This window comes from Nodosilinea sp. LEGE 07298, from assembly GCF_015207265.1.
GTDB lineage: Bacteria > Cyanobacteriota > Cyanobacteriia > Phormidesmidales > Phormidesmidaceae > Nodosilinea.
This window is the reverse complement of record NZ_JADEXE010000041.1, coordinates 1-23,677: the sequence shown is the minus strand read 5'-3', so window position 1 is coordinate 23,677 and position 23,677 is coordinate 1. Positions and strand designations below refer to the sequence as shown.

The 23,677-nt window shown below is 58.3% G+C and carries 22 protein-coding genes; 9 read left to right on the top strand and 13 right to left on the bottom strand.

Annotation, left to right across the window (positions count from 1 at the left end; translation table 11 throughout):
- Window positions 1-202 precede the first annotated feature (202 nt).
- The 4 genes from IQ273_RS08155 (at window position 203) to IQ273_RS08140 (ending at window position 4,711) form a co-directional block, all read left to right on the top strand.
- Window positions 203-871 carry a hypothetical protein gene (locus IQ273_RS08155; protein WP_194022677.1) on the top strand — a complete coding sequence of 223 codons (669 nt, stop codon included), beginning with the start codon at window positions 203-205 and terminating at the stop codon, window positions 869-871.
- Window positions 872-1,009: 138 nt separating this feature from the next.
- Window positions 1,010-2,911, top strand: coding sequence for a GUN4 domain-containing protein (locus IQ273_RS08150; RefSeq protein WP_194022676.1), 1,902 nt, complete (start codon window positions 1,010-1,012; stop codon window positions 2,909-2,911).
- Window positions 2,912-3,172: 261 nt separating this feature from the next.
- Entirely contained in the window at window positions 3,173-4,039 is an 867-nt protein-coding gene (locus IQ273_RS08145) for a hypothetical protein (RefSeq protein ID WP_194022675.1), read from the top strand.
- Between the two features lie 144 nt (window positions 4,040-4,183).
- Entirely contained in the window at window positions 4,184-4,711 is a 528-nt protein-coding gene (locus IQ273_RS08140) for a hypothetical protein (protein ID WP_194022674.1), read from the top strand.
- 9 nt (window positions 4,712-4,720) lie between these two features.
- On the opposite strand, the gene IQ273_RS08135 is transcribed toward IQ273_RS08140, so the two are convergent.
- The 5 genes from IQ273_RS08135 to IQ273_RS08115 form a co-directional block, all read right to left on the bottom strand.
- Entirely contained in the window at window positions 4,721-5,293 is a 573-nt protein-coding gene (locus IQ273_RS08135; RefSeq protein ID WP_194022673.1) for a hypothetical protein, read from the bottom strand.
- An 8-nt stretch (window positions 5,294-5,301) separates the two neighbouring features.
- Window positions 5,302-6,333 (bottom strand): hypothetical protein, encoded by a 1,032-nt coding sequence (locus IQ273_RS08130; protein ID WP_194022672.1) that lies wholly within the window; start codon window positions 6,331-6,333, stop codon window positions 5,302-5,304.
- A gap of 241 nt (window positions 6,334-6,574) precedes the next feature.
- The gene (locus tag IQ273_RS08125; RefSeq protein WP_194022671.1) at window positions 6,575-7,090 is read right to left on the bottom strand and encodes a hypothetical protein; all 516 of its coding nucleotides are present in this window, start codon (window positions 7,088-7,090) and stop codon (window positions 6,575-6,577) included.
- Window positions 7,091-7,094: 4 nt separating this feature from the next.
- On the bottom strand, window positions 7,095-7,730 hold the full coding sequence (locus tag IQ273_RS08120) for a Uma2 family endonuclease (RefSeq protein WP_194022670.1): 636 nt from the start codon (window positions 7,728-7,730) through the stop codon (window positions 7,095-7,097).
- Between the two features lie 50 nt (window positions 7,731-7,780).
- Entirely contained in the window at window positions 7,781-8,902 is a 1,122-nt protein-coding gene (locus IQ273_RS08115) for a peptidase M42 (protein WP_194022669.1), read from the bottom strand.
- 191 nt (window positions 8,903-9,093) lie between these two features.
- Between IQ273_RS08115 and IQ273_RS08110 the strand changes: the two genes are divergently transcribed.
- From IQ273_RS08110 to nth, 3 genes are read left to right on the top strand one after another with little or no spacing between them, the layout of a single operon-like run.
- On the top strand, window positions 9,094-9,528 hold the full coding sequence (locus IQ273_RS08110) for an Rrf2 family transcriptional regulator (protein ID WP_194022668.1): 435 nt from the start codon (window positions 9,094-9,096) through the stop codon (window positions 9,526-9,528).
- 9 nt (window positions 9,529-9,537) lie between these two features.
- Window positions 9,538-10,500 (top strand): cysteine synthase A, encoded by a 963-nt coding sequence (gene cysK / locus IQ273_RS08105; protein WP_194022667.1) that lies wholly within the window; start codon window positions 9,538-9,540, stop codon window positions 10,498-10,500.
- 35 nt (window positions 10,501-10,535) lie between these two features.
- Entirely contained in the window at window positions 10,536-11,204 is a 669-nt protein-coding gene (nth, locus tag IQ273_RS08100; protein ID WP_194022666.1) for an endonuclease III, read from the top strand.
- A 10-nt stretch (window positions 11,205-11,214) separates the two neighbouring features.
- Here the strand turns inward: nth and IQ273_RS08095 are convergent, their stop codons facing one another.
- Together IQ273_RS08095 and IQ273_RS08090 are read right to left on the bottom strand one after the other, a co-directional pair.
- The gene (locus IQ273_RS08095; protein ID WP_228052553.1) at window positions 11,215-12,219 is read right to left on the bottom strand and encodes an MBL fold metallo-hydrolase; all 1,005 of its coding nucleotides are present in this window, start codon (window positions 12,217-12,219) and stop codon (window positions 11,215-11,217) included.
- A 258-nt stretch (window positions 12,220-12,477) separates the two neighbouring features.
- Window positions 12,478-13,470: an endonuclease/exonuclease/phosphatase family protein gene (locus IQ273_RS08090; RefSeq protein WP_194022665.1), complete on the bottom strand. Its 993-nt coding sequence runs from the start codon at window positions 13,468-13,470 to the stop codon at window positions 12,478-12,480.
- A gap of 11 nt (window positions 13,471-13,481) precedes the next feature.
- Between IQ273_RS08090 and IQ273_RS08085 the strand changes: the two genes are divergently transcribed.
- The gene (locus tag IQ273_RS08085; protein WP_194022664.1) at window positions 13,482-14,696 is read left to right on the top strand and encodes an MFS transporter; all 1,215 of its coding nucleotides are present in this window, start codon (window positions 13,482-13,484) and stop codon (window positions 14,694-14,696) included.
- 233 nt (window positions 14,697-14,929) lie between these two features.
- On the opposite strand, the gene IQ273_RS08080 is transcribed toward IQ273_RS08085, so the two are convergent.
- Entirely contained in the window at window positions 14,930-18,202 is a 3,273-nt protein-coding gene (locus IQ273_RS08080) for a glycoside hydrolase family 15 protein (protein ID WP_194022663.1), read from the bottom strand.
- A 237-nt stretch (window positions 18,203-18,439) separates the two neighbouring features.
- Between IQ273_RS08080 and IQ273_RS08075 the strand changes: the two genes are divergently transcribed.
- Window positions 18,440-18,880, top strand: a complete 441-nt coding sequence (locus IQ273_RS08075) for a DUF29 domain-containing protein (protein ID WP_194022662.1) — start codon at window positions 18,440-18,442, stop codon at window positions 18,878-18,880.
- A gap of 94 nt (window positions 18,881-18,974) precedes the next feature.
- Here IQ273_RS08075 and IQ273_RS08070 read toward each other — a convergent pair whose 3' ends face one another.
- The 5 genes from IQ273_RS08070 to IQ273_RS08050 form a co-directional block, all read right to left on the bottom strand.
- Complete coding sequence (locus tag IQ273_RS08070) at window positions 18,975-19,880, bottom strand: alpha/beta fold hydrolase (RefSeq protein ID WP_194022661.1); 906 nt, start codon at window positions 19,878-19,880, stop codon at window positions 18,975-18,977.
- A gap of 105 nt (window positions 19,881-19,985) precedes the next feature.
- Window positions 19,986-21,110 carry a geranylgeranyl reductase family protein gene (locus IQ273_RS08065; RefSeq protein WP_194022660.1) on the bottom strand — a complete coding sequence of 375 codons (1,125 nt, stop codon included), beginning with the start codon at window positions 21,108-21,110 and terminating at the stop codon, window positions 19,986-19,988.
- A gap of 32 nt (window positions 21,111-21,142) precedes the next feature.
- On the bottom strand, window positions 21,143-22,141 hold the full coding sequence (locus IQ273_RS08060) for a homogentisate phytyltransferase (protein WP_194022659.1): 999 nt from the start codon (window positions 22,139-22,141) through the stop codon (window positions 21,143-21,145).
- 92 nt (window positions 22,142-22,233) lie between these two features.
- Window positions 22,234-23,319, bottom strand: a complete 1,086-nt coding sequence (locus IQ273_RS08055; protein ID WP_194022658.1) for an AI-2E family transporter — start codon at window positions 23,317-23,319, stop codon at window positions 22,234-22,236.
- A complete protein-coding gene (locus tag IQ273_RS08050) occupies window positions 23,309-23,614 on the bottom strand; it encodes a DUF2288 domain-containing protein (protein WP_194022657.1) in 306 nt (101 codons plus the stop codon). The genes IQ273_RS08055 and IQ273_RS08050 overlap by 11 nt, the downstream gene beginning before the upstream one ends.
- Window positions 23,615-23,677: the final 63 nt, after the last annotated feature.

Sequence of the window (23,677 nt, the reverse complement as noted above, 5' to 3'; positions counted from 1 at the left end):
GGCACAGCAAAATTCTGTCACACCGTGCGGAATGGCGCTATATCCCGCTGAAGTACCGTGATGGTATTGCCCTCGTCCATTTCAGACGCGTCGTCTCAGGCTAGAAGGCAATTACCGCTTATTCCCCCGGCTCCTGTGCCTTGCCCCGCCCGTATCAGGCAGCGACGGCGAGGTTCGAGAGCTTTTCTCGCCCCTAAAAACCATGAGCATCTCACGTCGACTTCCAGCCCTGGCTGGGATAGGTTTAGTCTCAAATGTTTTAATTGCCTGCGCTGGGGTGTTGCCGATGGCACCCCAGCCCGCTCCACTGTCGGAAACTGGGGCCGTCGTCACCGAACTGGCCGCCACTGCGACCGGCTGGGCCGATATTTTGGGGCCAGTTCCGGCCCCTGATAACTGGCAGGTTGAGCCCTGTGTCAATGAAGTGCTGCTGTGTGTAGAAGCCAATGGCGAGCTGATTGGCACCGTAGAACGGTTCAGCTACCCGGTGGGTGAGGTCGCCCTGCCAACTGGCGAAACCCTAACGGCAGGGGCAGAACGAGAGTTTCTGCGGGCCTGGGTAGCCGACCACTACGGGTCGATTGAGCGCGATCGCAAAACCGCCGACCCGGCTCTCACCTTTACCAGCGAACCGCCGCAAGCCATCGATGTCGGCTCGCTGCCGGGGCTGCGCTACGGCTACACCGTCACCCACCCCAACGGGGCGCTGTTTGACCGGGGGATAGGCTATGTGGCCACCGATGGCAACCAGGTGCATGTGTTTGTCACCGGAGTCATTAGCGGCGACCCCACCGGGTCTTTCTCTGACCAGGCGGCGGTGGAAGCGTTTGAGCCTCATCTAAACACCATCATTCAGGGCCTGCGGCTATGAGCGTGTCTAAGCACCTCTAAACGAGCGATCGCCTCCAGGTCTCAATAGTAGGTCTGGTACAGGGCTTAAGCTGGGCCGCCTACGGCCTGATGACAAGACTTTTGCTAGTGGGGCTTATTCCCCCTTAAAGGAGCCGGTATGAAAGGATTGAAGTATTTTGGTTTAGGTTTGGCGCTGGTGGCAACCGTAGCCGGGCCGATGGCCGCAGTGGTGCACGCGCAGGTTGACCCCACTGGGCAGCGAGTTAACTGGGCACAGGCGCAGGCGGTAGATTTTGGGGCGCTGCGATCGCACCTAGCCGCCCAAAACTGGCAGGCTGCCGATGCCGAAACCCGGCGCATTTTAGACCCCTGGCTTCATCCTGGTGGCAATATTTTAGGCACACCGCTGGCCACCAACATTCCGCCCGAGGTGCTGCAAACCCTCGATCGGCTGTGGGTAGAGGCCAGCGACGGGCGGTTTGGCTTCAGCGTGCAGCAGAAAATCTGGCAGGAGGTGAGGGATCAAAATCCAGCGGATTCGACGGTGGCGGCCAAGGTCTTTGGCGATCGCGTCGGCTGGACTCGCCCTCCCGGCGTCGAAGACCCCACCGTCGTCGCCGGAGACTGGCTGACGGAGATGGAAATTAACCACTCCCTCAATGCGCCGGTGGGCCATCTGCCCTGGGCCGGGGTGAGCTGGGCGCAAATTTCAAAGCTGATGTCGGTTGAGAGCTGCGGCAGCTGCACCATCGACGCTATGTACGTGCAGGGTGAGCGGTTTAACCAGTACCTACCTATTCTGTACAACTGGGTAGAAACTGCGCTAGATCTGGCGCTGCCTGCGGCTGGTTCGTGGCAGCAGCCCCAGCTGGCGCGCACCATTGACCTCAAATCACTCTACCCCGAGTCCCAGTGTCCGATTCGCACCACGGCTTCTGCCATTAGCCCAAACGGGGCGGTGCTTGCGATCGGCAGCTACAGCTACGAGCGCGGCTGCCCCACCCCCGGCGAAAGCGCCCTGGCCCTGTGGAATGCCCGCCGGGGCAATCGCATTGTCACCCTGCACCGAGGGCCAGCCCTAGAGGCTCTCTCCCAGGGCACACCGGCCCAAGAGCCCGCCGGGCAGGGGGATAGAATTGTGGGTGATGTCGCCAACGCGGTGGCCTTTACCTCCGACAGCCAGTACGTGGCCGCAGGAATGTCTTACGGGGTGGTGCGGCTGTGGTCAACGACGACCGGGGAGCAAGTGCGACTGTTGGAGGGCCATCGCTACGCGGTTAGGGCGATCGCCATTGGCCCCACCGGGCAAACTCTGGCCAGCGCCAGCGCCGACCACACCATCAAACTCTGGAACTGGCAAACTGGGCAGCTCTTGCAGACTATCCCCCTCCAGGCCGCCGACGGCATGGTGCACAGCCTGCGCTTTAGCCCCAATGGGCAGAGCCTGGTCACCGCTACCGACCAAAACACCCTCCAGCTCTGGGATGTGCCCACCGGACGGCTGGTCCGTACCCTAGTGAATCGGGCAGGTAACGGCATACCGCCCCTGCCTATGGCCTTTAGCCCCGATAGCAACACCCTGGCCACTGGGGATGCCGACAACAGCCTCAAATTGTGGAACGCTGCTACCGGAGCCCGGCAGCTCACCCTGACTGGCCACTCGGCCCCCATTCGCCACCTAGCCTATAGCCCTAACGGGGAACAGCTGGCCACCAGCGACGGCACCACCGCCCGCCTGTGGCACCTGCCCACCCGCGAAACGCTGCACACCCTAACCCTCAACCAGAGTGCGGGGCACCCCATTCAGCCCACCAATCTGGGCGAGGTCGCCTTTAGCCCTGATGGTCAAACCCTGGCCACCAGCACCCTGCTGCTGCCCCTGATCGAGAGCGAACCGATTCCCCGCCAGGGCATTACCCTCTGGTCGGTGGCAACTGGGCAGCCACTGTCGCAGATCCACAATGTCGGCCCGTTTCAGTTCAGCCCCTATGGTGAGTTTTTGCTCGCCCAGGGGCAGCAGGCGCAGCTCTGGCAGCCCTACAGCCGCCTAGTGCAATAATCCCCTGCTGAATAACGGCCTGAATTTGCGTAGGGGCAAACGGTTGTTTGCCCGAATTTCCCGAATTTGCGTAGGGGCAAACGGTTGTTTGCCCCCGCGAGGGACAGTGCTTTTTGGCGGTTCCTACCCGTCTTCAGCGGCCCTTCTTTTGCCCTGTCGGCTCTGCCCTGTAACCAAATCTGTAACCAGAGCTACAAAGTCTTTGGGGCTGGCTATGGTGATGAAACAACACAATATATCGAGCTTGTGGGGATTAAGACTATGACTTCTTTCACCATCAAAACGAAAACCCTGATGGCGCTGGTGGGCCTACTGGCCCTCGGCACCACGGCTGTCGGCGCAGTAGCCTGTGCCCCCCTGCCAGAGCCTGGGGCCACCCCTAGCGACACTGCCGGATCTCCCTCAAACCCTGAGACTCCTCCCTACAGCGGAGAAATGGGGCAGGTGGATGATGTGCTGACACCAGAGGTGCGAGAGACCATTCTGCAAACCGTTGCGGCCGATGTCGATCGCCCCGTTTCTGAGCTGCGGATTGCCTCCGCCGAAACCGCCACCTGGGATGGCTGCATGGGCATCTACGTCCCCGACCAGATGTGCACCATGATCGCCATTTCGGGTCTGCGCGTAGTGGTTACCGATGGCGAGCAAGGCTGGGTCTACCACACCCGCGAGGATGGCCAGAATGCTGTGCAAAACCCCACCGCCAGCGGCAGCCAAAACGGCCTGATTCCTGACTTCATTCCTCGGGTGGAGGGACAGCCCAATGAAACCCCCGAAGCCTATGTCTTTCGCTCAGTCGTCAGCGGGGGGCTGGCCGGTAGACAAGAGGTCATAACTCTCATGATCGATGGGCGACTGCTGCAAACCGAAGGTGACACCCTAGTGGCCCAAAGTCAGGTAACCCCCGAGCAGCTAGAAGCCTTTCAGCAGGTGCTAGAAGATCAGCGTTTTCCCAACCTGAATCGGATGCGCTACATCACCGATGCCGCCTTCGCCGACTATCCCACCGTGCAGCTCTCATCCTTATCCACTCAGAGCGAATACATCGACCTGGCGATCGAGGATGCTCCGACTGCCCTACAGTCCGTAGTGCAAGCCTGGGACACTCTGGTTGCCGAAGCTCAGTAGGCCAACCTCGCGGCAATAGCTTGATTGACCAGCCTTATGCATTCAGGGCGAACAACCGTTCGCCCCTACGGGGTATGGGCTTTAGCTCAGGATGGTTGAATTCGGCCTTGACGTTAAGTTCCCTCATTTATCCCCTAACCGCTGATGGAATTTCCATTGAAAATTATGTTGGCGCTGGCTGTCGGCACCGTCTTGTTAGCCAGCTGCCGCAGTGCAAGCGATCGCGCCCCCAGCCCTGCACCAACGACTCCCAACCCCGATGACACCCTGGCGCAGCCCTTTGGCACCTTTATGTCGCCCAATGTTCAGTTTGAAGTGGCAGCAGAGACGGGCACCTGCCCAGAAACCGTCAGCCTGTGGGAATTTGGCCTGGGCTTTGAGGGTGGAGCCGACCATACCGTAGTAGCCGATTTTGCCCCCCTGGCAACGGCCCCCGCCGAGATCCTTCAGTCCGAAGATCGCCGCATTGTCTACGCTGCCCCGCTTAAGGCAGGCTTTGCCGACTGCACCGGCACCGCCACCTCGCAATACTTGAGCATGTATGCCTTCCAATTCGGCGACGGCACAGTGCAGTTCAAGCTAGATTTACGAGGCGACGACGGCTTCCGTGACATCCGCTATGCCGATATTTCAGCCAATCGCCCCTACATTCACTGGCGTGCCGCCGAGTAATCAGCGAGATTAGCAGCCTGCATCGCCTTGCACAGGAATCTCGACGGTGTCTCCGTCCTGCTGAAGCTGTAGCGTGCCTTCGACTGCGACCGATTCAATTTCTCCGGGTTCGCCGAGGGCAGTGTCTACCTGGAGCTGAATGTCATCGTCCTGACTGACAAAGGTTTGAGAGGTTTGCTGCCCGTAAAACTCCTCGCCCGCTGCCGCTGTACGGCTAAAGCGCACAAACTCACCGTTGATTTTCATTAGGGTAAAGCCGTCGCCTGAGGGCTGGGCCAGGCCGTTAAAAAATAAAAAACCCTCCGAAGGCGAACCCTCGGACTGCTGCCAGAGGGTCATGCCGCAACCGCCGCCGCCCTGGGCAAACAGCTCATCCACCGTAAAAGAATTTACCTCGAAGCTGCCTGCCTGGGGCGCAGTGCCGGGGGCAGAGTCACCTGTCTCAGTTGATTCGGAAGCTGGCGATTCAGGGGATGGGGATGGCGGACTAGCAGTACCGCCATTAATGCGATCGGTGGTAGGGGTACAGGCCACTAGACCAGCAATCAGTAGAACAGCCAGCGGTAGTCGTCGCATCGCCATAGCTTCGCCTAAAATCGCTGGCCAATGAAGATCGATCGCACATCGCCGTTGCGGCGAATCACCGCCTCTTCGTTTGACACCGATACCAGACTCCAGCCGCTGCTGCCCACGCGCTCGCCAATATAAACCCGCTGGGAAACGCCGTTAATCTCGAACAGGGCGGCTGAGCGAGAGCCCAGTTCTAAAATCCCCACTAGGGAGTGAATCAGGGGGGTCGCCGCCGTACTCTGGGTCGGGGTGGTCGGGGCTACCGGAGACGGTGCAGGTGCCCCCGGCTGCGGTACCAGAGCAGGGGCACCTGCAGCGGGTTGCTGTTGCTGGGCCGTTTGGTAAGGAATATAGACCCGCTCGATCACGTTGACGGGGCCAGTGCCCAGGCTGCCTACGGTGCCTCCAGCCCCCAGGGGTGGCAGCATGGGCGGAGCGGGCACAGCGACCCCGGTCGGAGTTTGAGCGACAGCAGTAGTATTGCCCAATTCACCGCGATCGACCTTGCCAGAGATCACCTCCAAAGAGCGCTGTAGGTAGGCCAAAAACTCTTCGTCAGACTGCTGAGCGGCGGTTTCTGTTGCCGATCGCCCCAAGGAAAGCCGGTTGCCCTGCTGGCCAAACCACAGCAGCCCCCCAACCCCTAGCAGCGATAGGGCCGTGATCGACAGCAATAGGCGATCGAATAACTTGCCAAAGCGAGTTTTGGTCTGAGTCGGGGGAGTGGCTGGGGTGGCATCGTCAGCCCGAAAGAAGTCGATGTCGCTACTCAACGGAGCCAGGGCCGTATCGGCAGCGGCTGGATTGGCGGCAGGCGAGTCTGCCGATTTAGCTGAGATATCGACAATGGGCGCAAGCGCCGTGGAGGCCGGTTCGGGGGAAGCTTCTACCGCCGCCAGGGCGTCTTCATCGCCTTCTAAAATTTTGTCTACATCATCAAACAGCTCGGTAATCAGGCTGTCGGCGTAGGTGGTAACCAGAGCTTCTGGATCGACCGTGGTAGGCTCCTCGGGCGGTAGGGTGGCAGTATTGTAGGCTTCTTCCTGGCTCATGGGTGATTTATCCTGGCGTTGGCAAAGGGAGAATTTTGAGGTGGCCTTAGCGGTTATACAAGCAGCTAGAACAAACCTTGGCTAAGGGCTAAAACAGGCTTCTAGCAGACACTCCCCCGATAGTCTGATGAAGTTTACCCCATGTTTCCAAATCTTTCATCTACTGAGTACAAAACCCAACAATTTTCTATCAGTTTTCGATTTATAGCGGTGTTGGTTCATGGGGTTGGGGTCAGGCTAACTACGGCCTAGGCGGCATCCACAGGTCGCGATCATCGTGAACATACGTTGCCAGGGTGCGGGCAGGCCGCCCCAGCAGCGCGGGCACTGTATCGGTCACCGTCTCTGCCTCGCCTACCCGCAGGCCTCGGTGCAGAATGGTCTGCACTAAAATTTGCATCCATGGCAACCCCTGCCGTTGCAGGTGGAGGGCATAACCGAGCAGGCTGGCGGCTTTGTAACAAATGGGGCGGCCCAGTTCGGCGGTGAGAATGCTGGGGGCCACATCAATAAAGGGGTTGAGGGTGGCTTTGGTGTTGGCGATCGCAGGCGGACGCAGCAAAAATAGGGCTTTGCAGCCCGCGATCGCAGGCTCGTAGGTCTCGGCTTTGAGAAAATCAAACGGCACCGCATTAGCTTGCCCTCCTACCGTGCGAACACCGATACGATAGGCCACACCTCGCTCCTGTAGCTGCTGCACCAGCGCCCGACCCACGTTGCCCCCGGCCCCGGTAATAAGGATCGTGGCGTTACCCATCGCTTTAATCCGCGTCTAGTCGCTGCTTCAAATCGCGAATAGCTGTACTGGTATTGCGGCTGTAGGCCATCTCTAAACAGCGGGCTACGATAGCTTGAAGATCGCGATCGGGGAAATATCGACTTTGGTGACCTGGTACATAGTCCTCAGCCTGCAGTTGATAAATGACAAGCTGGTTGCGCTTTAAGAACCAGCACTCCGGCAAACCATAAGGAAGATAGTCGTTAACGTTTGAGTAGCTGGTAACGTCAATTTCTAGTACCAGATCGGGTGGTGGGTCAATACTCCAGTTGATGCGCCGCTTGCCCGATACCGCTTGCCAGTGCTCAATGTAAAAACAATAGTCAGGCTCAATACCGCTCTCCTCAGGCAGCTCCATCGTCACTGGGGTAAATGCATCGTACTCCTGCTCTGTCCAGTCCAGCAGGGTAGTAATGATGCTGGCTATTAGGTGAGCATCGCGACCATGCTGGGGCATGGGTGCCATGAGCAAGACCTCTCCATCGCGATACTTGAGTCGAGGCAGCGCCCCTGCCCCTCGCTGTTGACTTAGCGTCTGGTACTCATGCCAGGTGGCAGGCAATCGGACCACAGCTCCCGCCGGTAACTGAATTTTATCGGGAGAAACCAGAGCCAGCATAAGCGCCGTCGATAGGGGTTTAACCTCATTGTACGCAGCGGAGCTTGGGTCTACTCAATATAGGTGTGCAACAGCCGAATCACCGCCGCCACCGAGGCCAGCGAGGCAGTTTCTGTCGCGGTGTGGTACTCGGTCGTGGGAATTTGCAGCGTGGTGCCTGTCACCGCCCCGTCGGTCGCCGCCGTCAGGCGACCCATCTCGGTGCGGCCCAGGGAGTAGGGCTTGGCGCGGGACAGATTTTGGGTGGCGATGTAGTCGTCTTTGTAGCTGTAGGCGATGCCAAGCTGATCGCAGCGATCGCCCAATTCCTGAGTAATGGCGGGGGCAAAGTTGGCGCTGGCGTCTTTGCGGCGCAGGGTGACGAGCTGCTGGTCGGCGGCCTCGCGGCTGTGGTAGGGGCTGGTGTCGAGGGCAATCAGGCGATCGGTGCTCAGGCGCTGGCGCTGAAACCACGACAGCGCGTAGCGCCAGCTACGGCCCGACTCTTCTTGAGCGGTGAACAGAGCCGTGCCCTCAAACCCGCAGCGAAAGAGAAAGATGATGATGGCGGCACTAATCACGTTGTCGAGCTGGGCCGAGATATAGCCATCGTTAAACTGCAGGCGATCGAGGAACGAAACCGGCGTGCCCGGCTGCAGATATTCCAACCCCTCCACCTCGAAGATCAGGTTCTTGCGCTCGGGGCAGATGTAGGAGTGGGTGATAACGCCCTGGCCAATGTAGGTACCGGTGTAGGGCAGGTGGGCCTGCACCCGCTGGCCCTGAAAGCGGTTCTCGATCGTGTGCAGCATTTGCTCGGAGACCGAGTCGCCCGTCAGCTCGCTCTGGTTACCAGCGATAAAGGCCGCGTACTGAAACTCATTGGGACCGGTGCACAGCAACCCGTGGCGATCGATGTGGGCCGAGAGCATCAGCCCGTGGGGACGACGGCCCTGGGCAACCAGCACGCCGTGGTAGTAGCTCACCTCAGCGCCCACTTCCTCAAGCTCGCGGCGCAGCACTCGAAAGAAGGAATCTTCGCTGCCCACCACTGCGGGTTCGCGAATCAAAAACTGCAGAATTTCGAGAAAGTCGGCCAGACCGTCTAGGTGAATGGAATCAGCGGCTAAAGCGACCTGGGCAGAGGCAGCGGGGCCAACGAGTTGATCGACAACCAGGTTCAGTGGACTCATAGGACAAGGGCCTGCCAGAAAGGTGACTGTGGTGCTGAAACCGCGTCTCAGCACAGTATCCCGAAGCCCTGGGAGGTTTAGTGAATCCCAATACAAAAAGGGACGGTCTTTTTTGCGATCGCATAATCCTGCAAACCCCAGTGGAGAACCGGAGTATACTGATAGGTATCGCTCTTTACCTCGCCTGCCCTGTGGATTTGTCGTCTAAAAGTGAATACGCCCTGCTGGCCCTACTAGAGCTTAGCCCCCACTACCCCAGCGGCGAACCGCTGCAAATTCGGCAGATTGCCAGCCAGCAAAACATTCCCGATCGCTACCTGGAGCAGTTGCTAGCCACCCTGCGCCGGGGCGGGCTGGTGAAAAGCCAGCGTGGCGCACGTGGCGGCTATCTGCTGGCCCGTGATCCATGGAAGATTACCCTCTATGATGTGGTGAGCTGCATTGAGGGGTTTGAGCCTCAGGCCGACCCGGCTCAGGTGTCTAATACCCCAGAGGCGCAGGTGATTCAGAGCATGTGGACAGAGGTGCGCCAGGCCGCCGAAGGGGTGCTACAAAAGTACACCCTGCAAGACCTGGTCGAAAAGCGCAACGCCCAGCAGCAAGTCGACATTATGTATTACATCTAGGCCAGGCCCATGCGAATTGCCGAAAACGTGACCCAACTGATTGGCCGCACCCCACTGGTGCAGCTAAACCGCATTCCCCAAGAGGCGGGCTGCCTGGCCCGACTGGTGATCAAGCTGGAGGGCATGAACCCCTCTGCCTCTGTCAAAGACCGCATCGGCATCAACATGATTGAGGCCGCCGAAGCGGAAGGGCTAATTACCCCCGGTAAAACCACCCTGGTCGAGCCCACCTCGGGCAACACGGGCATTGCCCTGGCCATGGCGGCGGCGGCGAAGGGCTACCGCCTGATTCTCACCATGCCCGAGACCATGAGTTCCGAGCGGCGGGCCATGCTGCGGGCCTACGGAGCCGAGCTAGAGCTGACCCCCGGCGTGGCAGGTATGTCGGGCTGCATTCAGCGAGCGCAGGACATTCTCGATACCCTGCCCGATGCCTATATGCTGCAGCAGTTTCGCAACCCTGCTAACCCCGACATTCATCGCCGCACCACCGCCGAGGAGATCTGGGCTGATACCGATGGCCAGGTGGATATGCTGGTGGCGGGCGTGGGCACGGGCGGCACCATTACCGGCGTAGCCGACGTGCTGAAGCAGCGCAAGCCGGGGTTCAAGGCGATCGCCGTCGAACCCGTCAACAGCCCGGTGCTCTCAGGCGGTCGGCCCGGCTCCCACAAAATTCAGGGGATTGGGGCGGGGTTTGTGCCCGAGGTGCTGAATGTAGCGCTGATCGACGAAGTGGTGCAGGTGACCGATGAGGATGCGATCGCCTACGGTCGCCGTCTGGCCCGCGAGGAGGGCTTGCTCTCGGGCATTTCCACCGGAGCCGCCGTCAAGGCCGCGATCGACGTGGGCCGTCGCCCCGAAAACGAGGGCAAGCTGATTGTGATCATTCAGCCCAGCTTTGGCGAGCGCTACCTGAGCACGCCGCTGTTTCAAGACCCCGAACTGATGGCCCCGCTGGTGATGAGCTAGTTTTCTGAGTCCTGTAGATTTAGTTCTGTAGCGTAGTGACTGCTAAGGAATTTGATATCGACCGGGCGATCGCGCTACTGCGTGAGGCCGTGGCCCCGTTTCCCAAAGCCGCAATGTTTCAGCTGGCAGAAGAGGGCTTCGACACGCTCTACGAGCAGCTGATCGCCTGCATCATCTCGATTCGCACCTACGACGAGGTGAGTGTGCCGGTGTCGCAGCGGCTGTTTGCTGGGGCGCGATCGCCCGAACAGATGATCCAACTCGATGTAGAGGATATCTTGGCCCTGATTCAGGGAACTACCTTTGCCGAGAACAAGGCACCCCAGATCCGCCAGATTTCTGAGCAAATTTTGACTGAGTATAGCGGCAACCTGCCCGCCGACCCCGAGGTGTTGATGCAATTCAAAGGGGTGGGGCCAAAGTGTGCCCATTTGGCGTTGGGAGTGGCGCTAGGCTACCCCTGCATTAGCGTCGATGTGCATGTGCACCGGGTTACCAACCGCTGGGGCTATGTGCAAACCAAGTCTCCCGAAAAGACCATGACGGCCCTAGAAGCTAAACTGCCGCATTCCTACTGGGTTGAGATCAACCGGCTGCTGGTGCCCTTTGGCAAGCACATCTGCACGGGCAATCGACCTAAGTGCGGGCGCTGCCCTCTGGCCGATATGTGCGATCGGGTGGGAGTCGCTGAGGCGACTCCCTAGTGCTCCATAACTACAGCGCCTTCACCGATTCGGGCTGCGTCGCCAGGTAATGCTGAATCGAAGCGGCATCGTCTTGGCCCAGGGTGATCTGGTTGTAGGCTGCCTCCAGGTTGCTAGGGAACAACGCTTGGAAGAGGAAATCGCTGTATTTTGCAGGCAACTCTGTCGCGACAGCCTCCTCCTCAGACGTACCCGCCGATTCCCAATCCTCGGCCAGGGCGACTAGATCAGCCAGGTAGGTCTTGAAGCTTTCTAGGCCAGCAACGTCAGTTACCGGGCCGTGACCAGGTAACACCAGGGCATCAGAGTAGTCGACAATCAGCTCAGCCAGGGTAGCCTGCCAGGTTCGAATGTTGCCATCGGCTACGTAGGGAATCCGCTGATTGAACAACAAATCTCCCGTTATCAGCACCTTGGCATCGGGCACATAGACGATCGCATCAGTACCGCCAGAGTGACCTTCAAACTCACGGATTTGCACCTGACGTTCCCCTAGCCACAGATCCCAGGCTCCGTCGATCACCACCTCGGGCGGTGTGATGTTGGAATCGCTCTCGCCATTGCGGGTGAGCATGAACTCCCGAATCGGGCCGCGCCCGAGAATCGGCAGCTGACGACTGGCCGCAGCCGGATTTCCACCCGTGTGGTCGAAGTGGTAGTGAGTGTTGACCACATATTTCACCGGTAGGTCGGTAAGGGTGGCCACCGTTTCAAACAGCAGATCGCCCAAAGCTTCGCTCTGGAAAGGGTCGACCACCAGCACACCGTCGCTGCCGATGACGATGCCGCCATTGCAGATCGCCATACCGGGGTCGACGGGCGGAAAGTCAACGCTGGCGATCAAACCGTAAATGCCATCACCCAGTTCTTCTAAGGTGAGACCGGCGGAGTCTAGGGTGGCCGTAGATGCGGTCTCCTGAGCCTGGATTGCAAGACGGGGTTGCAGGGCAATGAGTCCCACCGCAGTTAACGCCACCAGTAACAACCCTAATCCCCATTGCCGTAGCTGTTTCATTGTTTCAAGTCCTGGAAAGATCATGGTTTGCGGTTTGACTAACTCTAAGGTGAAAAATGTCAAACTACAGTTGTTCCAGAATACCGAACTTTGGAAGTAACGGCTAGGTAGTCAGGCGAAGCTATCGGTATGGGCATTTGTCCCACATAGGTGGTGTCGAATCCTATCTCAACATCCTTGGTCGTAGGGACACAGCATTCTGTGCTCCTGCGGAATTGCTGATTTGAATCAGGTTACTCAAGTCAGTTTTCCTGTTAATCAACGCAGCCGCACCTGAGCCTGCACAGGCAGGTGGTCTGACGCCTGGGCGGCTTCGGCTACGATTTCAGCGGCTACCACCTCTAGAGTGGCGGGAGTGTAGAAGATATAGTCGAGAGTGTACTGGGGCTGGTCAGACGGAAACGTGAATGACGATGGGGCCGTGGGCAGTGCCGAAGCCAGCACCGGGGAGTCGAGCAGGATACCGATCGATCGCGGATCGTCGCCCTCATCGCGGTTGAGGCTGCTGTTGAAGTCGCCCAGCAGTAAAACGGGGTAGTCCTCGGCGTAGCCTTCGGCTAGATCACGTGCCACCTGGGTTTGGCGAATGCGGGTTGGGGCGTCAAACGCTTCGAGGTGAACGTTGATGACGATTAGGGGTTGGCCGGAGACGTCGATCTCGGTGACCTGAGCGACGCGATCCAAATACAGCGCATTGTAGTAGAACGGGTTCGTCGGCACCTTCTCCAGCACCAGCCGTTCGTTGCGGCGAATCGGGTAGCGGCTGAGCACGGCCTGGCCTGAGATCACTTGCCGGTAGTGGACCGCAGGCGGCCAGTAGGGGAAGGGCACGTAGCGCTTGTCCCAGTTGACGGCGATCGCACCAAAGGCCATCTCCAGCGCTGCCGAAACCGCGTACTGCTGGTTGCGGTCAAACGATCGGTAGGCGTCAAAGTCGATTTCTTGCAGGGCCAGAATGTCGGGTTCGAGGGCCTCCAGGGCGGCGATCGCTGCAGCCTGATTCGCATCAAACAGCGCCTGATCGCGCTCGACCGCCTGCTGGTTGGTCAGCCCCGACAGGTAGCCAATGTTGTAGCTAACTACGTTAAGCTGCTCAGGGTTGGTCGTTCCAGGCGGATATTCTTCGTAGGTGACCAGGTTGTCATAGTCGGCCTCGGCCCAGTTGGGAGAGCTGATGTAGATGAAGGTGCCTACCAGCGCTGCTGCCGGTATCCCCAGAGCGATCGCCCCTGCCACAAGAGTGTTTTTCATGGACTAATTTTATGGCCTCCGCTGACCCCTCGCGCTTACCCCTGCGGTTTTGGATTGCCGCCCTGGTAGCGTTTATTAATGCGGTGGGGTTTACGCTGATTATTCCGCTGATTTACCCCTACGCGGTGGAGTTTGGCCTCAGCGACTTTCAGGCCAGCCTGCTAACTACGGCCTATGCGGCAGCGCAGTTTGTGGCGACCCCTATCTTGGGGCGATTGTCCGATCGCATGGGTCGCAAGCCCCTGCTAATTGTCAGTTTGCTGGGCACGGTAGGGGCAAACCTGATGGCAGGGCTAGCTCCGGTAGCTTGGGTGCTGTTTGTGGCCCGCTTGCTTGACGGGATAACTGGCGGCAATACGTCGATCGCTCAGGCGATCGTCGGCGACATTACTACGCCAGAGCAGCGGGCGCGGGCCTACGGCATTTTTGGGGCGGTGTTTCGGCTGGGGTTTGTGGTGGGGCCACCGCTGAGCTACGTGGCGCAGCTGGTGCCACCGCTGCCGGGGTTTACCAGTCTGGGCATGGGGTTTTTGTTTTCGGCGGCGATCGCCCTGTTTGCCACCCTGCTCTGCCTGGTGCTGCTGCCCGAAACCTTAGAAAACTGCTGCGATACCTTCCGCATCTCCTGGCGCGATTTTGGCTTTGGGCGACTGGCTAGGTCGGCTACAGACTCTCGCTTTGGCCGCGTTTTTTGGCTGACCTTCTTTAGCGGCTTTACCTTTACAATTTTCACCTTTGCCTTTCAGCCCTTCTTTCTCAAAGTGCTAGAGCAAGATGCCCGCAACCTGGCGATCATGTTCGCGGCGGTGGGGATCATCGGCTTTGTCACCCAGGTATTTGCCCTGGAACCGCTGCGACGGCGATTTCAGCTGGTGCAAATCTTGGTGGGGGCGCTGGCGGCGCGAGGGCTTTTGTTTTTGCTGATGCCTGCGTTCCCCAACATCGTGGCGTTTTCGGCGATCGCGGTCGTCTTCAGCGCCGTCAACTCATTCCCCATGCCGCTGATCGATGCGCTGCTATCGCTCAACAGCGGCCCCCGCGAGCAGGGCGAAGTGCTGGGGCTAAACGCCTCGTACCTGAGCATTTCCAATGCGATCGGCCCGGCCACGGCGGGGCTGCTGGTCAGCGTCAGCTACAGCTTTCCGTTTTGGATTGCCGGGGCGCTGACGCTGCTAACCGCCTGGTTTGCCATGACCCTTTCCGGGCGAGGAATCGCCAAGGTGTGATGAGTCAATTGTCGCTTTAGAATTTATTAGCGCCGGGGTTGCTGAACACAGGTATGAACCAAGAATCCAACGCCTCTCGTAGGGGCAAACGGCCGTTTGCCCCCACCCAAATTCATGCCTCAATTCAGCAACGCCTATTAGCGCCAGTGTTCATTCATTATCCTTATAGTTGTGGCCCTTGGCGGACAATCCAGTGACTGTCCACAAGCAACTCCTGCTAGAAAACAGTAACGCTATACCACCTCCTCCAGTGCTTTGCCCAGGGCTTCTCCTCCCATCTCAGATTCGCCCAGCACGGTGAGAAACTGGAGCGCCATAGCGATGTAGGTGGCACACTGGGTCGGCGGTAGCTGGTAAAACGCGTTCCAGGCGGAGGCTTTATCAGACTCATAAGCCCCGAGGCGATCGGGCTGCTGGTCGAGCCAGCCCAGGCGCACGGCGTGGCCAATCAGCACATCAAGGTAGATGTGGTCTTCAAAGTAGAGGTCGGGGTTGACCTTAAAAATTTCGCCCATTTCGCGCAGCGCCTCTAGGTTGACGTGGCGATACTCCGGGGCCTGAATCTTGTTCAGCAGGTGGGTAATGCGGCGCTCGAAGTTTTGCTCACCGGGGGTCATCTCAGAGAGAATGCGATCGCTATCCAGTCGATTCTTGCGATCGAACTTGTTGCCGATCACGATGCCCTTGGAGTGCTTCAGCACCTCCCACACCTGAGTGTAGAACCCGTCTGAGATGCGGACAATTTCGCCGTCGATAATCCGCTTGCGCAACCAGTCTTGAGGATTAAGCACTTCGGCTGCTTCGGCCACGGGCTCAATGCCGAGCGGCACCACCTGCCAGTTGATTGGGTTGTGGGGCTTAACATGCAGCGACTCACGGCGAAAGATGGACTGATTTAACCCGTCGAACCCGGCTAGCACCTGGCGCAGGCGAGTCTTGAGTTCAAAGGGGCTGAGGTCAATCAACTGGCCGTAGGCTTCGTCTTGAGTAATGCCGTGCTCACGGGCTAGCTCGCTGGTAATCAGCAGCAGCAGGTAGCCGACTCGCAAGGTCATCAATCCGTTAAATAGCGAAGGTTCAGCCTTGATCAAAATGCTTAGATCAATCAGCACCTCCTGGGTCAGCACGTGGTCGCGTACATCGTCGCCGCAGAAGGTGCGGATTTTGTTGATAATTTCGCTGTGGCCCATCGGCTCGGTAATCAGCGACTCTTCGCTGTAGGACTTACCCACCGAAATCTGCTTCTGGCGCACCAGCAGCTCGGTCACGGCATCTGAGAGGGTAATGTCGGCCTTGCCCAGCAGGCCAGCGGCCCGGCGCAAAATGCCCCACTGCTCTAGCTGGCTAGCCTTGGCGTAGACCTCATCGAGCAAATCAGCGACGGTGATGGCGTGACTGGGGCCGCCAAAGCCGGTATTAAAGTCGCTACCGTGCAGGTGCTTGAGGGTGGCCAACAGCTCTAGCTGCTCGTAGACGTTGTTCGACTCGCGCAGCTGGGTGAGCAGGCGTTCGAGATCGGTTTCGTTCTCCAGGTTGTACTCTTCGAGCAGCGACAGGGGGCCATCGTGGCCTGGCTCAAAGCCTAGATAGGCCGTCCATAGCGGCGAGTAGCCTATCGAGGTACTGCCCAGCTGATAGCCGTTGACGTTGTCGACCCGCTCCAGGTTGGTCGTCATCGACAGCTGTTGAAGGGGGCCAAGTTTGACCGGCACATGATCGCAGCGATCGCCCTGGAGTTCCTGCATCAGCGCCATCAGCGGCGATTCATAGATGGGTTTGCGGCCCAGCTGAAACATGGCGTGGGTGAGCAGCAGTGTCACCGTAGGGCGGCCCGGTTCGCGCCAGTGGTCATAGATATAGGCCAGCTCACTGCGAATTTGGGCCACCAAAAAGTGGTAGTCGAGAGTGAGGTAAAACCGCTGCTGGTCTAAGAACGACGGCAAAAACACCACCGACTCGCCCTTAACGCGAAAGATGCGCGAGGTAGTCAGACTGCGCAGCCGCCGCACCGGACGACCGCTAAGGCCCAGCTTGTCATTTTTGCCAATTTCGGCATAGATCGATGACAGCTCGGCGGCTGGAAACACCTGCACAGGGGCAATTTCGGCCAGAGTTTGGGTAGGTAGACCGTAGGTAGCCAGCTCAGTTTGCAGGGCCTTATCTTCGGCTAGCAGAGCCACCTGCACCACGGGGTAGCGGTGGTCGCCTAGGGCGTGGTACCGTCCCAGGGGGTCAATATCGCTGGGCTTGAGTAGCCCGTCTTGCATTAGCTGACCCAGTAGGTAGAGGCTCTGAGCCCACACCAGGGGCAGGTTATCGTTGGGCAGGCGAGTCTGGCTGCCGGGCTGTTTGCGCTCGGAATCTAGGCTCTCGGCGGGCACGTAGTACAGCTCGGGTAAGAGGCCCAGGCCATCGCGCTCGACCGTCAGGGCCGCCAGGCGCTCCTGGTAGAAGCGGCTCTGGTCTTTGTCGCCTGCAAATAAGCTATCCAGCCACAGGTAGGTAAAAAACAGCGGCCACTCGCACTCGATGTGCTCAAACTGCTTCAGTTCTTCGGGTTCGTAGTGCAGCCGGGTGGTGTCTTCAATTACCGCCTGGTGGCCGTCGCGCAAAAACCGCTTGCAACCGTAGGGGCCTTGCAGCTTGTCAATAATTTTTTGCCGAGTTTTCTGGGCAATCTGCGCGTCGTCAATGGCAAAGGCAGGATAGCCCACTACGCTCAGCAGGGCCGCATCGATTTCCTTCGACCCCGATTCGCGGGGCAGCAGCGACTCTAGGGTAATGCGGGCGCGAGCAATTTCATCGGTCAGCACGTGAATGGTTGAGGACTGGCCCCCGCGCATACCAAACAGGTTAAAGCCACGCAGGGCTTCTAGAGCCGCCTTTGCTAGGCCTACGGAGCTGGCGTTAAGCTCGGGCTTACCGTGGTTCATTTTGTTGCCCCGCTCCCAAATGCCGTAGTCGGGGGTGCGGTAGGCCCGACCAATGTAGTAGACCAGGTTTTGCACAAAGTTGACTTCATCCTGGGTGAAGATGATTTGCAGCCCCGAGGCCGTCATCTGGGCCAGCATGAGCAAATATATTGAGGTGGCGTCGATTTGCAGGTGGCCCCACTCGTCGTCGCCCACCACCGGCAGCCCAGTACCGGTGTCGTACTTGGCATGGAGCGCCTGTAGGGGGTCCTGCCGTTCTTTAAACCGTTCCACCTTCTCAGCCTGGCGCAGCATGGCCTGGAGCAGCCCCCGCATGAGCTTGACAACGCTTTGCTCCAGCTCTACCGTGCGGCCCTGGTCGTCATCTAGATGGCGGTAGGCCAGCGCCACCCCCCATACGGCCAAAATGCTGAAGACATTGTCGCGTACCCAGGCGTCGGTGTAGTTGCCGTGTACATTGACCGCCGTGCTGGCCGGTAAGAGGCCACTGACCGGGTGCTGCCGCGACAAAATCACGGTTTTGACCTGGCGGTAGTAGCGATCGAGCTGCTCCTGAAGGGCGGCTGAAGACATAGGCGATGGCGATGATAACGACGAAGAACGAGAGTTAATCGGTTTTTAACTCACTCTAGGGGCAATTGGCCAGATAGTAGTCACGGAGATTACAGAACTCTGACTGAGCCAGGCGACATTGCTAAGCAGAGGTGTGAAATGCGCCCTCTGCTTCAACTGAGCGCAAAGTCAGAAAAGCACCGTATCTTCCCACTAACAGCTCTCTTAAGATGAGAGAAAGCCAGCATGGTGTTACCAATGCAAACCACCACTCTCTACGAGCAAGACTTTTTCGCCTGGACTCAGCGTCAGGCTGAACTGCTGCGCGCGGGTCAGCTCGGGGAACTCGACATTGAGAACTTGATTGAGGAGATCGAATCATTGGGTCGGCAGGAGCGGCAGGAGTTGCGTAATCGATTGGGGGTGCTGCTGGGGCATCTGCTCAAGTGGTACTACCAGCCCGAGGTTCGCTCTAAAAGCTGGGTCTACACCATTAGAGAACAGCGTCAGGAGATTCAGCGTCAGCTCAAAGAAAACCCTAGCCTAAAGCCCTACGTAAGAGACGCGATCGCGGTAGGTTACCAGAAGGGGCTGAACCTGGTGGGTCGCGAAACACCGCTTGACCCTAAAAGCCTTCCTCAGTCCTGCCCGTTCTCTGAGACAGATATCTTTGAAGCACCCATCGATTGGCACCCGTAGTTGTAGATTGGGTGGCGCACCAGCCGAACCCAACAAAACTGAATCTGTCGTTGGGTTCCACTCCGTTTCACTCAATCTACGATTTGCTTAATAACTAACCCTCGGGTAGTGTATCCAACCAGTCTACCAGCAAGGGGTTAACGACCTCAGGACGCTCGTCGTGGGGGCAGTGGCCGGTGTTGGGGATGCTGTGGAAGGTGACCAGGCCGGGGCGGGCCACGTCTTCAGCGAGTTTTCGGTAGACCTCGGCCCCTTTGATCGGCGTCCAGGGATCGTTTTCGCCCCAGAGCACCAGCAGCGGCTGAGTAATGTTGGGCAGCAGGTCGTCGGGCTTTGGTCCCGGCGGAGCGGTAACAATGGAGGCGAATACTTTTTGCGCGGTGGGCCGACATGCGGGGGTGTAGAGCATATCTACCAGCTCGTCGGTGATGGCGGTGGGGTCGCTGTAGACCTGTTTGAGCGAGCTGCGAATGCGGCCCTTGCGGCGTACCTGGTTAAACACAATTGGCCCAACGCTGGGCGAACTCACCAGCCAGGTGAAGGCTCCCATCACCCAGTTAAGGGGCGGGTGCAGCTCTTCGGGGCGGTGGTTGAGGCCCCCGGCGCAGTTGAGCACGGCCCCGGCCCTGGCTTTGTCGGAGTGGTTGGCCAGCATCATCAGCGTTAGCAGGCCGCCGATGGAGTTGCCAACGTAGATAGCGGGAGTATTGATGAACTCGACCCAAAAGTCGGCCAGCAGGTCTTGCCACAGGTCAAGGGTGTAGGGCCGCTCGGGCTGGTCAGAGTCGCCAAAGCCCAGCAGGTCGATCGCATAGACCCGGTGCCCCGCTGCCGCCAGAGCGGGAATATTTTTGCGCCAGTGGCCGAGCGATGCGCCAAAGCCGTGAATGAGCACAATGGGGATGCCTTCTCCAGTGGCGGTATAGGCGATCGCATGGCCCCGCCAAACCCAGGTTTGCTTTTCGATTGACGCCAGCGACAGGGACAGTTCAGCAACCATAGTCAGAGATGTAACAAAGTATGACTATACTCATCATACAGGGTTGGTCTGGGTCGCTTGATTTAAACACTTGATCTAGCCAGTCGACCCTTTAGGACTACAGAACTAAGACAGCATGCCAGCACTCAAGCGGCGAATAGCTCGGTGGGCTACCTCTCCATAACTAACCTCTCCGCAAAATATCTGGGCCATAGTGAGGGTACTGGAGGGGCGCTTGATACCAGCTTTGTAGGCTAGTGCGGGAGCCTGGTAAACCAGACGGGCAAGGCGTCTAGCCCAGCGCATTTCTTCACCCCATTCTTTGTTCATGGTGTGGGTATAGGCGGTGAGGGCAGTATCGCTGCCCTGAAGCGCTTGGGCGATCGCCTCAGCCGCTTTCATGCCGCTAAAGATTGAGGGCCGAATGCCTTCAGCTGTAAATGGATCGACGACGCAGGCGGCTTCGCCCGCCAGCACGGCTCGGTGAGTATGCAATACTTGAGGCCCATCCCAAATGAAAATAGGATGCCCGAAGTGCTGTACGGTGCTGGCATCGACATCAAATGCGGTGGCATAATCGGCTACCGGTGTACGCAAGTCTTGTTTACGCTGCGTCCCAGAGCGAAAGACGCCACCCCCAATGGAGTAGCCGTCGGCCTTCGGGAAGTTCCACAGATACCCCTGCTGAAGCAGACCCAGGTCGAAATGGATTACCGGCTCTTCAGGCACCTCCAGGCGGGGTTCAGCTTCTAGGGCGGCAGCCAGCTTATACTGCCGCGTAAACCCTAGCCACTTGGCTATTACCCCCCGTGCCCCGTCTGCTGCAATTAAAAATCGCCCGTCTACTGGGCCTTGGGTGGTGTTGACCTGCCAGTGGTCGCCATGGTTTTCAATGCCCTGGGCTTTGGTGCCGTCCCAAAGCGTGGCTCCCTGCTTTTGGGCTTGCTGGACAATGAAGTAGTCAAACTCGTCGCGTCGCACCATCCATAGAGCCTTTTCAGCGGGCAGTTCGGCTTCAATGGGGTCGGCTAGGTTAAAGGTGTAGCGCACTTTGCGTACCTTGACCGAGATAACCGGGGAAAAGTCAAAGTCAAACCACTGAGCCACCTGGGGCGACACGCCGCCGCCGCAGGGCTTATAGCGGGGCAGTTTGGCGGCATCGAGCAGCAGCACCTGATGGCCTGCTTTGCTGAGATGGTAGGCGGCAGTGGCTCCGGCCGGTCCGGCCCCGACGATAATGCAGTCATACATGGCTCTAGACTCCTTTGTGCCAGTCGCTTTGCTTAAGCTAGCCAACAGGCCAGGGGAAACAGGAGATATTGCAGAAAGAATAGTTTCCAAATGAACTGGTAAAACTGGGGGTAAGCCAGCTTGCTTTGGCCTGTGGCCATCGGGTTACGATGGGGCATCTGTAAGCTCACATACCACAGCAGGCCCAGCAGCAGCAGGTGAGACCCAGCTAAAAATAGCCGGTTGATGCCCGTGAGCCAGGGGGCCACTAGCACCATACCTAAGTAGCAGACGGTAAGAATGCCTCTGGCTAGGTTGAACACAGTACGCTGGCCTAGCTTGACCGACAGGGTGCTAATGCCGTAGCGGCGATCGCCCTCAATGTCGGGAATATCTTTGAACAGAGCGATGGCGATGCTAAACAGCAAAATAAACACCGTCAGCGCCCACACTGTATTGGGAATCGTGAGCGGCAGGTTAAGGCGATCGCTAATGTGCAGAAACAAGCCCAAATTCACAATCGCACCCCGTACCGCCAGAATGCACACCGAGGCCCAAAAAGGAAACCGCTTTAGCCGCAGGGGCGGTAGCGAGTAGGCGGTGCCAATAGCCAGACTGAGGCCTACGGTGGTCAGCAGCCAAGGGCCGCCGATCAGGGCTAGCACTACGGCCCCTAGGCCCGCTATGGCTACAATCAAGTTGCCATCGGCAACCGAAAATTCTCCAGCGGCCAAGGGTAGGTGGGGCTTGTTGACGCGATCGATCGCAATATCTTCGAGTTGGTTAAGCCCGACAATGTAGAGGTTGCCCAGTAGGCAAGCCGTTGTGGTAACCCCCAATATTTCCAGGAGTAACCCAGCGGAAGGAATGCTATCACTCCCTAAGTAGGCCAGTACAATGGCGGCAATGCCTAGCACGCTGAGGCTAGTGCCAATAACGGTATGGGGTCGCCAGAACTTCCAGAGAGCGTAGAGCCAGGATAGGGGAGCCTGGGTAAAGCGCAGCCGCTTCCCCTGGGGAATAGAGGAGTCTGGCGGAGCAGCGTTGGGCATAAGTCGAAGGAGATTGCCAAGGGGGTTCAGTGTTCTAGCTTATCGGCTGATGGCGTATTTATCGGCTGACTTGTGCCAGATTTGGCTGTTTTTTAGTCTTGGGCGGGCTTGCCCCGCATGGCCTCAATATCGAGCCAGGTAATGATCACCCCCGCCACGGGCACGGCCAGAAAAAGCCCCAGCACCCCAGCTACAGTGACACCGACAATGAGCGCAAAAAACATGACCACCGGGTTGATGTCTAGCGAATCTTTCATGATGTAGGGCAGCAGCAGGTTTTCTTCAACCTGCTGTAGCCCTACGCACACGACCAGCGCTTGAAGGGCCAGCCACACACTTTGGGAAAGCAGCAGCAGCGCCACTAAGCCCACCCCTAGCGTGGCTCCAATACCGGGAATGAGGTCAAACACTCCGGCAATCAGGGCCAGCACTAAAGGAAAGGGAACGCCCAGAATCAAAAACACAACAAAGGTAGAAACCCCAAAAAACACCGATAGCAGCAGGCGTCCCCAAAAAAAGCCGAGTAAATTGCGCTGCAGCACGGCGTTAAACCGCTCTTTGTGGTGAATGGGCACGTGGTTGAGCAGCCACCACCAAATTTTGGCTCCATCTAGCATCATGAACAGCGTAACTACCGCAATTAGGATAGCCAGGCCTAAGTTGGCTAGGGTGGATTGCAGCAGCCCTAGTCCTGAGGCTAGCAGGGTGCTAACTTGATCTTGAACCTGAGGTTCTAACCCCTCCAAGTTGATGGGCAGATTTAAGGTTTCTAATAGTTGTTCAACACTGTTGAGCCAGGGAACGACTGAGTCAGAAAAATCTTGAGCGCTGGCGACTAGCTGCTGTCCCTGAGATATGACCGTCATACCCAGGGTGAGGGAAAGGCCACTGGCCACTGCCAGGCAGATGAGAAACACGGCGATCGCAGCTACCCCATGCGGCATCCAGCGACTCAACCAGCGGGCGGGCAGGTCGAGCAAAAAGGCCACTATGGTGGCCGTTACAAACACGACCACTAACACCTCAAAGTAGGCCAGTAGCTGAACTACAGCCCAACCACTGGCAAATAACAGCAGAAAACGGACCAGGGCGCTGGCGCTCAGAACGGACCAAAGACGATCTCGATCCTGCGGTTCTCTCCCTGGGGCAGTCTCACCCTGCTGCTCCTCAATTTTCATCAGCGGCAGGATCCTGCACTAGCACGAAGGGTTGCACGATCAAGGATTGAAACTGTTTTTTAGCCGTTTGATCCCAGATTTCGAGTTGAAAGGGTGAGGGCTTGGTGAGCAAGGCTTCAGCAATCCAGTGGTTGACTACCGTGACATTGTCGGTGGCGATCGCGACGCCCACCTCAGCTAGATCCAAACTTTGATCGACCACCACTACGGCTCCTCGGTTGGCATGGGGGCTGATCCAGGCCCAGTCGGCGGGGGCAACCATTTCTGAGAGTTCGTGCTTGAGGTCTTGGGTCATGGTAGAGGGTGCGATCGCGGGTCTGTTTTAGGCTACCAGATGGAGATGGGGGTGGGGAGGAAT